The following is a 14746-nucleotide window of genomic DNA, read 5'->3' as shown; positions in this document are numbered from 1 at the left end:
TATTATTATTATTATTATTATCATTATCATTATCATTATCATTATCTTTATCATCGGAGCTGGAGGTATTTGTATTATTATCCTCTACATTATCAGTATTGGTATCATTATCATTTTTATCATCAGTATCATCCTTAAAAAAGTTTAAGATCCTTTTGAAAATGCCGTTAGGCTTATCTTGTTCATTATTTTCATTATTGCCACTTTCATCTTTAGAATCTACATCATTAGTATTACCGGTATTTTTATCATTATCATTATTAGTATTACTATTATTACTTGGATTTTTCGAATCAGTAGAATTAGTGTAATTACTATTGTTATCATTATCTTTATTGCTATTTTTGCTAGTTTCATCTTTATTTATATTAGCATTATTATTGTTTTTATCTGAGGTGTTATCTTTATCAGCGTTATGCTTTTTATTATCATTTTTGGTATTGATGTCGGTATCATTATTACCATTATTATCATCATTACTGTTAGCTAGAGAATTAGGATTAGTGGCGTTACTATCTCCTTCTTTATAAAATTGAAGTTGAGGTAAAAATTGATCTTTAAGTTCACAAGGAGTAAAAGGCGCAACAGGTTCAGCATAGGGTACTCCAAAGCTTCTTTGAGATATTATATGTACAGCTAGAAAACTTAAGCCTATTAAAAATCCAAATAGTCCAAGAACTCCAGTAATCATTATTAAAATAAATTTTAATACATTTAATGGAGTTACAATATTATAATCTGGCAATAAAAATGATGAAATACTTGAAAATGATACTATTACTATTGAAATTGGGCTAGTAAGACCTGCTGCAATAGCACCTTGGCCTATTACTATACCTCCAACTATACCTATGGCACTTCCGATTTTGGTAGGAAGCCTTATGCTAGCTTCTCTCAGCATTTCTATTACTATAGTCATAAAAAAGATTTCAAGTACTGCATTTAGTGGAACAGCAGAACGAGCAGATGCAATACTTAATAGATAGCTAGCTGGAAGCATATCAGGATTAAATGATGTAACTACCAAGTAAAGGGCAGGTAATGAATATGTGGATATTATACCAAATATCCTTAAAGAAGTATTAAAAGGACCAAGAAGTACAGTACCATAATGATCATCGCCTGAATCTAAAAAGTCCATAAACCTTTCAGGAAGCATTAAGGCAAGGTTGCTTCCTTCTACCAAAATGCAAAGTCTTCCTTTTAATATAGTCGAACAAGCCTTATCGGATCTTTCAGCAATTGATACGGTTGGCAATATTTTACGACTTTTACCGTTTAAAATTTTTTGGATATAGGATGATTCAAGAATACCATCTATAGTTACATTACTTATGGTATCTTCTACATACTTTACTACATTTTTATCCGCTAAGTTATCTAAATAAGCTACAACTACTCTTGTTTGAGTCCTTGTTCCAACAATAAAGTTTTTGAAACACAGGTGAGGGTCCTTAATTCTATAACTTATAAGGGAAAGATTAGTATCCAAGTTTTCTACAAAAGAGTCCTTTGGGGCTCTTAGTGCATATTGGACTTCAGGTGCTGAAACATTTCTTTGAGCTACTCCACCAGTATCAGCAACAATATAAGTTGACTCATGAGATATTCCAATGATGGACTTTCCTAAACGAAGATAGCCAAGTACTTTAGAAAAATCATTATCTATAGATAAATCAGATGTATAAATGACAGATTCTCCAATTTGCTTTGCACTTGATATAGTATTTTGATACTGCATAAGTGGTTTTATTATTTCTTCAGTTAATTTATCTTTAGTTGTAATGTATGGGAGATATGCTACATATATTATGGTTTGTTTATTCTTAATTTTTCTAACAACCATATTTGTATTATTATTTTCAATATAAGAAATAACATCATCTATGCTAAAAAAATTTTCCATAAAATCACCTTTTATCTAATTTCTCTTTATTTTCATATTCCATTGCATTTTTATCTGTAATATTAACCTTAACATCCACATTAACTTCTGCTTCAGGATAAACCTTACCCCATTCTATTTGTCTATATTGAATTGGATTTTGAGCTTTGAAGTACTTAACAAATTCAAATATGTCTACTTTATAATTATTTTGAGATTTACTTACTGATTCCATGATCATTTCTTTAATATGCTTACTTAACACAGCTTCAAGTTCTTTTATATCCTCTGGTGACTTTCCTTGTAATTCATATTGAAATGACAATGATGCATTAGTTGATAAAGATACGTTTATAATAGCTTTTCCCTTTTCCCAACTTGTTTTAATTTTACGATTTTTAACTCGTGTAGAAATAGTTAAAACATTAGTTGGATGTTTTGGATCGGGTAAGTTTAAGATCATTGGATTGTTAGGAGACATTAAAAACATTATTCCCGTGATATTTGGTATATCTATTATATCTACAAGCTTAAAGTCTTTTATAACACTTAATCCTATGTACTGAGGCTTTCCTTCTACTATATCAATGGTAGGAAGAAGCAGGCCTAAATCTTTTATACGGCTTTCAGAAATTACATTTGCTATGGATATGTCTACATGGGTATCTTTGAACAAGCTTTGTATATTACTTTCTACGAAAAAACCTATGGATGTATTTTGTTTGGTGGATAATTCCATAAGTTCAGCTGGAGGTCTTTTACTTACTAGTAAAGTTACGGTTTTTCTTAAGTCGTATTGTCTATTTGCCCTATTCAAGTAATCTTCAAAGAAGTTTGATTGCGCAAATCTTTCACTAACTATTACAGCTGTGGCAGGACCATTGGAAAGCGGACCCTTAGCTTGAACTTGTAAATTTTCTCTTGCTGCATCAAAATTGCTGCCTTCCCCAACAAAATGACCTATTTCGTAGGTGGTCTGTTGAGCACTCATAGGACGAAATTCAGCTATTTCAGCATCATAACGAACTTTATCTGGAGCAGGGGTATCTACTCCAAAAGATATTATAAGGGCTCTGTCTTCTATATCTTTATAGTCCCAGCAAGCGGTAAAAAATAAACTAAAACAAGTTGACAACAGTAAAAATGATATTTTTTTATAGTATTTTTTTTTCATAGTTTTTCACCTTAACAATCGTAAATAATATTATTGGAATTATATAAGAAGCAACTACTGATATATTAGACGTAATTTTAACGTAAGCTTCTGAAGAAAATATAGATGCAAAGCTGATACACATTATAGATGCAAAGATATATATAATAACTGAAATAGCAGAGACTGTTATACTTCTAAAATTTAATTTTTGTAAATAATGATTTATTATCATATTTGTAGCATACAAATTAAATGAAACTATCATAAGTGAGCTGAAAATAAAATTGGAAAGTGCAAAAAGGTCTAATCTCCTCACAAGATCAAAGTTATGTAATTCTATACCCCTAATTGAAAGAAAAAAAATATCATCATAAAGTACAGTTTCATTTACGCCTGAAACTGCAAGAGTACACTCAAAACTAGCAATATAGAAAAGGGTAATTAACAGTATGCTTATAATTAAATATTTATGAATATTTTTATTTTCTCTTCTAAACAATGGTACAAATAAGAGTTTATCAAATCCGGCAAAGGCTATTAAATTTCTAAAGCTTTCCTTGAAGTAAATAGGTACATCTTCTTTAACAAAAAAAGGTCTTAAATTTATAAAATCACCCTTTGTAAGCATTGCTAAAATTAATAGGGAAAATATGAAGGTCAATACTAATCCATAAAACTCATATATATAAGATAAAGATGTTAAGCTTTTAGATGATGTATAGCTGCAGCATGCAATGAAAACTGTAAATAAAGCCCACAAGGGAGTAAATTCTAGTATAGTAAGTCTTACTAACCTCGTAATAGAGCCAGCTACCATCATAGTTGAAGACAAATATCTTATTAAGAAAAATATCATAATAGGCAATGCTAAATACTTCCCAGTAATATCTTCTATATATTCATGAAATCCTTTTTTTTCATAGCGTATGTTTATTGATGATATCATGAATATAGGTGGCAATGCTAGTAATGCACATATAATAGCTATTGTCCATCCACCAGTGCCTGCATATATAGCAAAGTCCTTAGGAACAGTAAAGGGAAAGCCTGCAATGCTTGCAAAGAGTATAAATACTATTTGTCTATTACCTATAGCTTCTTTCAAGTGAATTCCTCCATATACAAATTAACAAATTGAGTCTTGGTATAAATCAGCACATCTCAATTCTGTTGAGATGTTTCCGTATTAATTCTCATTTTAATTTTAACAATGATAAATAGCACTATAGGAAGGATCATAGAAGTAACCCATGATATTTTATAACTAATTAAAAGATACTTTCTTAAAGCAAATGTACTAGGAATCAAGATACAAAGTATAAAACCTAAAATGGATACAGTAATACAAGAAAATGAAAAAGTTATTTTTTTAGGCATTTTAGTTTTTTCTAAATAATACTTAAATATAACAGCTGCTCCATATATATCTACTGCCACCATCATCAAACTAGTAAAAGTAAAAGCAGCAATAGCAAAGCCATCAAGTCTTTTCAAAATTTCTAGATTTTGAATTTCAACACTTCTAACCGCAATAAAAAATATGTCATCAAATAATACGGTTTGATTTATTCCTGCAACTGAAACAGTCCCCCAAAATACAAATAGATAAAATAAAGTTATTATCGTGTAACCTATCCATAAATACTTCCCAGTTTTTTTATTATCCTTTTTTGAAAATGGCACTACTAAAAGCACACCAGCTCCAAAAAAGATTCTTAAGTTTCGAATACTCTCTTTAAAATAGAGTGGTATATCTTCTTTAACAAAGAAAGGCCTTAAATTTATAAATCCACCTTTACTAAGCAATGCGAAGAACAATATAGAGGATAAAATCAATGCAGTTAAAATAAAAAATTGACATATGTAGCTTAAGGATTTTATTCCTTGTGCTGCAGCATAGCAAGCACAGGTTAAAAATATAAAAGCCAACGGCCAAAATGGAGTTGTTTCTAATGATGTAGATTTAACCATGCCTAAAAGTGCTCTAGTCATTAATGGAACTAACATGAAATATCTCATAAAATAAAGAACATTTATAGGTAGAGATATATATTTTCCTAAGATTTCAACTAAATATTCTGGTATGATTCTTCCTTCATACTGCTTATTTAGCCATACAATGGCAAAGCTTGGAGGTAATATTAAAAGCAAATCTATAATGATAATTACCCATCCGCCAGTACCCACATATGTTCCATATTCTTTTGGAATATTAGTAAAAAGTCCAACTACACCTGAAAAGACTAAAAATATAATATATTTGTCTTCTATAATAGTCTTCACATAAATTCCTCCAAATACATGCTAATAAATTTTGCCTTTTTATAGTATTAGTAGTTTTCTTCTTATTATTCACCAACAATTAAATATAATGGATCCTAATTTGAAAGGAAATATCTCAATAAAAAGGTAGTATATCTTTTCACTGAGATATTTTTTTATTAATCCTCTTTTTAATTTTAACAATGATAAATAATATAATAGGTATAATGACAGAAGTAGCCCATGATAGTTTATAACTAATTGAGAGGTACTGGCCTAAAGCAAATTCATTAGGAATAATAATACAAATTATAAAACTTACAATAGATATAATAATGCAGGAAAAGGAAAGAATCATATTTTTAAAAAATTTTGTTTTATCTAAATAGTATTTAAGCACAGTAGCAGCTCCATACATATATAGCGCGACTATTACTAAACTAGTAAAGGTAAAAGCAGCAATTGCTAAAGCATCAAGTCTTTGTAAAATTTCTAGCTTTTGAATTTCAACGCTTCTTACTGCAATAAAAAATGCATCATCAAATAACACGGTGCTATCTATTCCTAAAACCGAAATTGTTCCCCAAAATACCAATAAGTAAAATAAGGTTGATATCAGGAGGCCTATTAATAAATATATACTAGCTTTTTTATTATTCTTTTTATTAAGAGGAACTACTAGAAGTACCATAGTTCCAAAGAAAAACCTTAGGTGTCGGATACTTTCTTTAAAATACAATGGAATATCTTGTTTAACAAAAAAAGGTCTTAAATTAATTAATCCACCTTTGCTATGCAATGTAGAAAATACTATAGATGATAAAATTAATGCAATTAAAATAAAAAATTGACATATATAAGATAGATATTTTATTCCACAGGATGCAGCATAGCATCCACAGGCTATAAATATCAAAGCTAATGGCCAAATAGGAGTAGTTTGCAATGCTGTAGACTTAACCATACCTAAAAGCGATCTGGTCATTGAAGGAACTAACATAGCAAATTTTATGAAATAAAGTATGTTTATAGGCAATGCTAGATATTTTCCTAAAATTTCATCTAAATAGTCAGGTACAATTCTTCCCTCGTATTGCTTATTTAACCATATGATAGCAAGGCTTGGAGGTAATATTAATAATAAGTCTATAATGATAACTACCCATCCGCAAGTGCCTGCGTATGAGCCATACTCGGTGGGAAGATTAGTAAAAAGTCCAACTATCCCTGAAAAGACTAAAAATATAATATATTTATCTTCTATAATAGTCTTCACATAAACTCCTCCAAATACATGGTAATAAATTTTACATTTTTATAGTATTAGTAATTTTATTATTTTTATTCACTAATAGTTATATATATTGAATAACTAATAACATGTAGCAAATTGGCTTAGTTTGAATATTATGATACTGTAGTAAAAATCGGAGGATTATATTTATGGCACAAGAAAATAAAATAAAAGAGTGTAATGAAAATAACCAAAACATACCGAGGTGTGATTCTAGGGTTAAAGATTCTACGACTTTAAATGAATGTGAAAATCATTGCAATATTCCTACGGGTAGAACGGGACCACTTATAGCTAAGATTCCTGTAGTGTTATCTGATGTGGAAGTACAAATTGATTTGGAGTCAGAAATTAGATTAGAAGAAAGAGCCTTAGATATTAAAAATGTCGATAAACATATTGTGATTACTCAGTGTAAACTTATTCCATATACAAATAAGCTTTTCATAGCAGGTCACGTTCAAAAGAATATACAATTTTCTACCATTGACTGTACAAATCAAACAAGCATAAGTGGAAGTATTCAGCATACCACCGTTAACATCCCTTTCAAATGTGTAACAAAAATTCACTTTTCCAATTGTCCCATATACGGAAAAGAATATAAGAAAAGATTAAATTCTTTAGATAATAATATGTTAAATAAGAATGAAAAAGAAGACTCTTGGATTCACTACAATAAACTATATGAACCAGTTTATTGTGAATTAGAGCATGCTAGAATATTGGAAACAGATATTTTAGATAGAAATACACCTCTTTTAAATACCTTACCTAATGAAAAATCTTTCCGTGAGATAACTGAAAAAATGGTTGTATATATAAGGCTTAAGGTACTACAAAACCAAAATATATGTATTTCTGAGCCTAGCTGTGAAGTAACTGTGGTAAAAGATTGGCCTGGAGAGTGTGGTTCTAGTAAAGATGTAAAATGTGTTGAAATAGAAGTTGGATTTGATCCTGAGAGAGGAATGATTGGCAAGGAGGTACCTGTTGAAGAATTAGATGAAGAATAAAATAGGTTAATATTTAAGGAAACATCTCAATAAAATTGAGATGTGCTGATTTATAACGAAATTTTAAATTTCTATAAATCATGCAAGGTGCAAAATTTAAGGATTTGTAGCAAATTAGTCTTCTCAGAATAATATGATAGTAGATATTAAGCTTTAAGAGCAAAAAGTTAGACCTTAAAGTTTTAATATACTTAAGATTATAAGGAGGGGGGCTTGAGTTATGGATGAAGGAAGAGATTCAGGATGCAGACCAAGGCCAATTCCAGAGTGTGACTCACAGGTTATAAATTGTGAGACTTTGGGAGAATGTGATAGTAAATGCTATGATCCAGTTGGAATATGTGGGCCATTAGTTGCTAAAGTTCCAGTAGTACTTTCAGATGTTAAGGTGCAAATAGATGTTGAAGCAGACATTCGATTAGAGGAGCCAGCTTTTGATATAAAAGCTATAGATAAAAAAGTTTGTATAACACAATGTCACTTAGTTCCTTGCACCAATAAGTTATTTATTGGAGGATTTGTTCAAGCAAATATTCAGTACTCTACTGTAAGGTGCGTTAATGAAACAAGTATTAGTGGAGATATAAGGCATACAACAGTAAACATTCCTTTTAAATGTGTAACCAAAGTTAGGTTTGATAAGAAGCCTATATTTGGAAAATCCTATGAAGGTGAATTAAACTCATTGGATAATAAAATGACCTGCTCAAATGATGAAGAGGAGTCTAGAATACACTTTCAAAAATTCCACGAAAAAGTCTTTTGTGAATTAGAATGGGCAAAGATTTTAGAATCAAGTATTTTAAATCGTGATATAAAATGTACTGGTAGATTTAAGAGAGAAAAATGTTTTAGAGAATTTACTGAGAAAATGGTAATTTATATTAGACTTAAAGTGCTTCAAAATCAGCCAGTATATGTACCAAAGTCACGTTGGTACCCACCATATAAAGAACAATGTGAATATGAAGAATAAAAAAAGCTGTAAGTTATGTAACGCTTATTTAAGTTTCTCATATATTATATTAGAAGGTTAGAAACCTTTCTAAAGTTAAAAAATTGATGAGTTAAAGATAATAAAGAGGAGGATTTTTATGAAACTATATTATGACAACAGACAATGTGACGATCAATCAAGATATCCAGCTTGTAGACCATACCCTTACAGAAGATATTGCAATTATGGTAGAGATTATGAGAGAGACTGTGATCATGACAGGGACTATGATCATGACAGAGATTACGATTATGATAGAAAACACAAAGATTGCGATAAAGATGAGAAAAAGTGTATATGCGAATGCAGAGAATGTGAAGAATGCAAGGATAAACATGAATATAGACACTGCTGTCCAAAGAATCCATGCCCATACCCAGTACTATTTGAATGTGCACAGGGTACAGGTGCTAGAATAGACAGAACCATAATAGGCGGTCAAGGTGAAGGTAATACTGGAACAACTAACTTCTTCTATCCAAGATCATTAGGATGTATTACTATTGATACAACTTGCTTGAAGAATCCAGTTGTAAAATTTGATTTCTGTAGTATTATTCACTATAAATCTGGTGGAGAGAGTACTGTTCCAGTAAGATTGGTATTTGGATTATTCAAAACTTGTGATGAAGGTCAAGAAGTACCATGCGGAACTTGGGACTTTGCAATTGCTTTAGATGTAGAAGATGAACAATTAACCACATCATTTAACTTCTGTCACTGTGAATGTAATGGCTGCCCAGGATGCTGCAAATATAGTGTTAGATTAGTTGAAGCTGTAAATGTAAATGAAGACGATATATTAGATGTATGCAATGTAACACTTTCAGTTATAGCTAAAGCAGGATGCTAAACATTAGATAATAGATAACAATTAATAATCTAAGATGAAAGTCGCCTTTTGGCGGCTTTCTACAAATTATCGCACCTCAATTCAGCGATAGGATTCATTAATTGTCATCTATTATTTATTATATGTTTTTATCAATAATTAAGGAGAGTCTATATGTCAAAGAAGCATAGACATAGACGAAGATGTGAAGAGGAATTAGACCTTATACCTCGAAACAATGTGTTTCCACAAAATTCACCTCAAGGAGCAGATGACTCATCCCTAGCGTTTATAGGGTTGCTTGAAATGTTAGGCAGTCAATTTAATATTTTTGGTAATAACAAACAAAATAATAATGAAGATTTATCAAGTAATGTACAGACAGAAGATGACAATAATGTGCTTAATGTTTATGAAGAACAGCAGGAGGTGTTAAATATCGAAGTAGATGATAGTATAGAACATAGCATTGAAAATATAGTAGAAGGTGTAGAATATGAAGTTAAGGAAAATATTGTAGAGGATATTGACCATAGCAATGTAACGGATATATATGATACAGAAGATTCGGAGGATGAATGCAATATAAACATTGCTGAGAATATAGAAGAGATAGAAAATTTCGATGAAATAAACAATATAAATGACATAGAGCTTGCAGAAAATCAGGTTACTGTACACTGTAAAGCTAAAGTTTCTAATAATACAGTATTAGAATGCTGCTCGAGTAAAAACATAAAGTCAAAATTCATTAAAGAACCAGTGGTTTGCAAACTTCCAGTAATAATATCTCAAATTGAAATTCCAATTTGTATAGAAACATTAATAAAGTTTAATGAGGCAGTTTTTAAAATAATAGATTTGAATAAAGAAGTATTTTTAGAAAGCTGTAATTTGATAAATAATTCAAATAAGTTTTTTATAAAAGGGGTTATAAGAGAAAATATAACATACTCAAATATAAACTCTGCAACAGATTATGCAGTAAATGGTAATGTGAAAAATTTGGAAATAGATATTCCATTTAAATGCTCTACTAAAGTTTGTTTTAATAGCTCTCCTGTTTCAAACAATAAAATTTACTGTAAAATGGACAGCACTAATATATTAGAAACTATGAGTCAAGAGGAATTGAAAGATGTAAAAAATACATTACCTAAAACACACACATTCAAAGAAATAAGAAAGAAGATTATATTAAATTTGGCACTTAGCTTATTACAAGAACAATATGTGTTTATTGATAAATAAAAGGATTTTGCCATGCAAAATCCTTTTATTTATATCTGAAAAATACTGCAATTTTTTATTTTACATAGAATTTATAGATAGTGGCAAGGATATATATTAATTAGTAATCATTAATTGAAGATGGAGGTAAAAAAATGAGATGTAAACTCATGAAAAATATGCCTATATATATAGTCTTATTTTGTGTATTAAGTTTATTAGCATATGGAAAACAACCTTTAGATAAAAATAATGCCTTTGCAAGCTCTATAGAGAATACATATGAGGCTACAATGAAGCAGGACATATTATCACTTATGATGGCTTATCCTGAATATATTGTAGGCGTAGAAACAAGAGAAAATGAAAAAGTATATTTGATTATGAAGTCTGGAAAGAGAATTATATATGATGATAAAGCTGTAAAGAGTTTTGAACAAAAATTAGCTAATCCAGATTTACAAGATATGATGGAACAACAATATCCGTTAACACCCATTAAGAATTTAATGCCTAAAAATGAAGACCCTGGCCGTGGCAGAGTATATAGTTTGCTTTCGGAAGTCTACGGTGGATCAAGAAATAAAGTGGAGTCTAACCTTGTAAATGTAAATGTTGGTAAGTATTCTAGATTTAATAAGAATAATAAGGCGGCAGAGGAATTAAAAAAAGTTATGCAGGAGCTTATACCTATAGCTCAAAAAAATTCTAAAGTTGCAGCAAGTTTATTTCCAAGTAGTGGAACATATAATTATAGAATAATCTCTGGAACAGGCAGATTAAGTCCTCATGCCTTTGGAATTGCAATTGATTTAGCAAGAGACAATAGGGATTACTGGCAGTGGGCATCTGAAAAGCAGGGGGCAGAAAGAATAGCCTCTTACCCTCAAGAAATTGTAGATGTTTTTGAAAAGCATAATTTTGTTTGGGGAGGGAAATGGTATCATTTTGATATATTACATTTTGAATATAGACCTGAAATTATATTAAAAGCCAGATATTTTGGAAATAAGGATATAAGCAGAAAGGCATGGTATGAAGGAGCACCGCTTGAAGATTCAAGTGTGAAGGAATATATTAAGAAAATTGAAGAGGGAATAAAGTAGTAAAAAGGAGGTATGGATTAAAAAGGATGAGAAGAAAGTTTTACTTAGATAAAATTTTCTTCTCATCCTAGTGTTTGTACATATAACTATGAGAAAAGTGTCCTATCGCTTAAAACACCTTTGTCAGCAACATTTTTAAAGTAGTCTAAAAGTGATTCAGTGGTGAGATTTTTCTTTTCATCTCCATATATATCAAGTATTATTTTCCCTCTATGAAGCATTATAAGTCTATTTCCAAGGCTTATTGCATCATTTAGGTCATGAGTTATCATTAAAGTGGTCATTTTATTTTCATTTACAATTTGAGAAGTAAGTTCTAGTACTTTAGATGACATTGAAGGATCAAGGGCTGCAGTATGCTCGTCTAAAAGCATTAGTGAAGGTTTTGAAAGACTAGCCATAACAAGAGATAACGCTTGTCTTTGGCCCCCAGATAAGGCTCCTACCTTTACATCTAGCTTTTCTTCAAGACCCAATGAGTATTCTTTCAATAACTCTTTAAATAAACTTCTTTCCTTTTTAGTAGCTCCAAAGGATAGTCCAAATTTAGTTCCTTTACTATAGGCCATAGACAAGTTTTCTAAAACCGTCATTGAAGGAGATACGCCACTTGATGGGTTTTGAAAAACTCTACCAATGAACTTAGTTCTTTTATACTCAGGGAGCGTTGTTATATCCCTCTCATTAAGGGTGATTTCGCCTTCATCAAGTTCAGTATTTCCTGATATTATATTTAATAGTGTAGATTTTCCTGCACCGTTACTTCCTATTATAGTAATAAAATCACCATCGTTTATAGTTAAAGATAAATTATCAAATAATACGCTCTCATTTACAGTACCTTTGTTAAATATCTTGGATAGATTTCGTATTCGTAACAACTTGACTACCTCCTTTTTTAACTAAGGGTTTTAATGATTTTTTAGGATTGGCTTGATATAATGCTAAAATCACTATAACTATTACTGAACTTATTAATTTTAAATCTGTAGGAGGAAGTCCTAGTTTTAAGGCTAAGGCTATAATTGCTTTATAAACCATAGCGCCTATGATTGCTAAGGTTGTTCCTTTGATAAAGTTAAAGTGCTTTAACAGTGCTTCGCCAAGGATTATAGAGGCAAGACCAGTTACAATCATACCGCCACCCATGCCGATATCTGCAAAACCTTGATGTTGTGCAAGTATGGAGCCTGATAAGGCTACTATACCATTGGAAAGCATAAGTCCTAATATCTTCATTGAATCAATATCTACCCCTAAAGAAGTAACTAGTTGATGATTATCTCCTGTTGCTTTCAGTAAAAATCCTAATTTAGTTTTTAAGAATATATCTAATGTTAGTTTTACAATTAAGGCTACAGCTAAGATAATCAATACTTTTGGTACTGAGTTATTAAATATTATGGATTGATTGAAAAGAGGAATATTTGGTTTTGACATAATTCTAAGATTTATTGAATAAAGGCCTATCATAACCAAAATTCCAGATAATAAATTTGTTATTTTTAATTTAACATGCAAAACTCCGGTTGCAAGTCCTCCAAACATACCAAAAAATAGTGCGGCTAGGGTAGCTAAATAAGGATTTACACCTTTTAAAAGTAGCGCAGAGGTTATAGCTGCTCCTAGTGGAAAAGTACCATCTACTGATAAGTCAGGAAAGTCCAATATTTTATAAGTTATATAAACACCCTGGGCCATGATTGCAAATATTAGGCCCTGTTCTAAAACGCTTATCCAAAAACTTGACATATTAATTACCTCCTATGATTACTGCATTTTCCTTTAGTTTGGAAGGTATAGATATTCCTAAGGCTTTTGAAGTTTTTTCATTTACAGCAACTTCTAAATCTTTTAGATGCTCAATAGGCATATCACTTGGCTTTTTACCATTTAAAACATCTACAGCCATAAGACCCGTTTCATATCCTAATTTGTAGTAATCAATTCCTCTTGTAGCTAAAGCTCCATTTTCTACATGAGCCTTTTCTCCACCAATTACGGCAATTTTCTTCTCAGTAGATTTCTGAACTATTAATGACATTGATGAAGCTACAAGGTTATCTGTTGGAGTATAAAGAACATCAATTTTTGAAAGTAGGGCATCTAATGCTGAAGCTACTTCATTTGAACTTGTGATTCCCATTGGAACTATTTCAAATGAAAAACTAGATGCTGCTTTTTTAGCTTCTTCTAATTGTTTTTCAGAATTAGCTTCGCTGGTATTATATATAAAACCTACTCTTTTAGCTTGTGGTAATAATTCTTTTATAAGGTCAAATTGATTTTTTATATCAAAGAAATCGCTAGTTCCAGTTACATTGGTTTCAGACTTTTCAAGAGATTTTGCAAGACCAGCCTTCACAGGGTCTGTAACTGCAGTTATTAATATTGGAATTTCCTTTGTGGTATTAAATGCAGCTTGGGCACTTGGCGTAGAAATTGCAAATATCAAATCTTTCTTCTGAGAAACGAAATTTTGAGCTATAGTTTGAGTTGTTGCAGTATCACCCTGAGCACTTGAAAATTCAATAGCTAAATTTTCGCCATCTTTAAAACCCTTATCAGAAAGTGCCTTGATAAATCCATTTTTAGAAGCATCTAATGCTGGATGTTCTATTATTTGGGTGATTCCAATGTTTTTAACGTTTGATTTGCTGGTGCTAGAAGGCTTAGAGGCTGTGCAACCTGCTCCTAGAAGTGTAACAGCACATAAAATTGAACATAATAATAAACTTTTTTTCTTTCCTACCATACTACCATCCTCCAATTATAATTAAATTATTATTTAATATTTAAATAGTTAATAATTAAGGAAACATCTCAATGAATTGAGACTTCCTGATTTATAAGAAAATCATAAATTACTATAAATAATATAAATTTTTACAATAAAAAAACTCTCACTAGGAGAGTTATATGCAACAAAACAAAGCCTAAATAAAGGCCTAATTTCCTACTATCTCCT

General features: G+C 30.6%; 13 protein-coding genes. 5 read left to right on the top strand and 8 right to left on the bottom strand.

The window, feature by feature from the left end; translation table 11 throughout:
* The 5 genes from DP68_RS17015 to DP68_RS16995 form a co-directional block, all read right to left on the bottom strand.
* A partial coding sequence (locus tag DP68_RS17015; protein ID WP_052085878.1) for a spore germination protein occupies positions 1-1906 on the bottom strand: 1906 nt, incomplete at its 3' end.
* A 4-nt stretch (positions 1907-1910) separates the two neighbouring features.
* Positions 1911-3059, bottom strand: coding sequence for a Ger(x)C family spore germination protein (locus DP68_RS17010; RefSeq protein ID WP_035311601.1), 1149 nt, complete (start codon positions 3057-3059; stop codon positions 1911-1913).
* On the bottom strand, positions 3040-4146 hold the full coding sequence (locus DP68_RS17005) for a GerAB/ArcD/ProY family transporter (RefSeq protein ID WP_035311600.1): 1107 nt from the start codon (positions 4144-4146) through the stop codon (positions 3040-3042). Before DP68_RS17005 ends, DP68_RS17010 begins: the two co-directional genes overlap by 20 nt.
* Before the next feature lie 56 nt (positions 4147-4202).
* The gene (locus tag DP68_RS17000) at positions 4203-5324 is read right to left on the bottom strand and encodes a GerAB/ArcD/ProY family transporter (RefSeq protein WP_035311599.1); all 1122 of its coding nucleotides are present in this window, start codon (positions 5322-5324) and stop codon (positions 4203-4205) included.
* Between the two features lie 139 nt (positions 5325-5463).
* Positions 5464-6579 carry an endospore germination permease gene (locus tag DP68_RS16995; RefSeq protein ID WP_035311598.1) on the bottom strand — a complete coding sequence of 372 codons (1116 nt, stop codon included), beginning with the start codon at positions 6577-6579 and terminating at the stop codon, positions 5464-5466.
* A 167-nt stretch (positions 6580-6746) separates the two neighbouring features.
* On the opposite strand from DP68_RS16995, the gene DP68_RS16990 reads away from it, so the two are divergent.
* The 5 genes from DP68_RS16990 to DP68_RS16970 all read left to right on the top strand — a co-directional run bounded on the left by DP68_RS16990 (position 6747) and on the right by DP68_RS16970 (position 11778).
* Positions 6747-7613, top strand: a complete 867-nt coding sequence (locus DP68_RS16990; RefSeq protein WP_052085877.1) for a CsxC family protein — start codon at positions 6747-6749, stop codon at positions 7611-7613.
* 220 nt (positions 7614-7833) lie between these two features.
* Entirely contained in the window at positions 7834-8589 is a 756-nt protein-coding gene (locus tag DP68_RS16985; protein WP_052085876.1) for a CsxC family protein, read from the top strand.
* 118 nt (positions 8590-8707) lie between these two features.
* Positions 8708-9463, top strand: a complete 756-nt coding sequence (locus tag DP68_RS16980; protein WP_035311597.1) for a DUF4489 domain-containing protein — start codon at positions 8708-8710, stop codon at positions 9461-9463.
* A 153-nt stretch (positions 9464-9616) separates the two neighbouring features.
* A complete protein-coding gene (locus DP68_RS16975) occupies positions 9617-10693 on the top strand; it encodes a hypothetical protein (protein ID WP_035311596.1) in 1077 nt (358 codons plus the stop codon).
* 272 nt (positions 10694-10965) lie between these two features.
* Positions 10966-11778 (top strand): M15 family metallopeptidase, encoded by an 813-nt coding sequence (locus DP68_RS16970; protein WP_291550049.1) that lies wholly within the window; start codon positions 10966-10968, stop codon positions 11776-11778.
* Between the two features lie 86 nt (positions 11779-11864).
* Here DP68_RS16970 and DP68_RS16965 read toward each other — a convergent pair whose 3' ends face one another.
* From DP68_RS16965 to DP68_RS16955, 3 genes are read right to left on the bottom strand one after another with little or no spacing between them, the layout of a single operon-like run.
* Positions 11865-12659 (bottom strand): ATP-binding cassette domain-containing protein, encoded by a 795-nt coding sequence (locus tag DP68_RS16965; protein ID WP_035311595.1) that lies wholly within the window; start codon positions 12657-12659, stop codon positions 11865-11867.
* Positions 12625-13530: an ABC transporter gene (locus DP68_RS16960; RefSeq protein WP_035311594.1), complete on the bottom strand. Its 906-nt coding sequence runs from the start codon at positions 13528-13530 to the stop codon at positions 12625-12627. Before DP68_RS16960 ends, DP68_RS16965 begins: the two co-directional genes overlap by 35 nt.
* 1 nt (position 13531) lies before the next feature.
* Positions 13532-14533 carry an ABC transporter substrate-binding protein gene (locus DP68_RS16955; RefSeq protein ID WP_035311593.1) on the bottom strand — a complete coding sequence of 334 codons (1002 nt, stop codon included), beginning with the start codon at positions 14531-14533 and terminating at the stop codon, positions 13532-13534.
* Between the last annotated feature and the right edge of the window lie 213 nt (positions 14534-14746).

Source organism: Clostridium sp. HMP27 (genome assembly GCF_000765165.1).
Lineage (GTDB): Bacteria > Bacillota > Clostridia > Clostridiales > Clostridiaceae > Clostridium_AK.
This window is presented reverse-complemented; position numbering and strand designations above follow the sequence as displayed.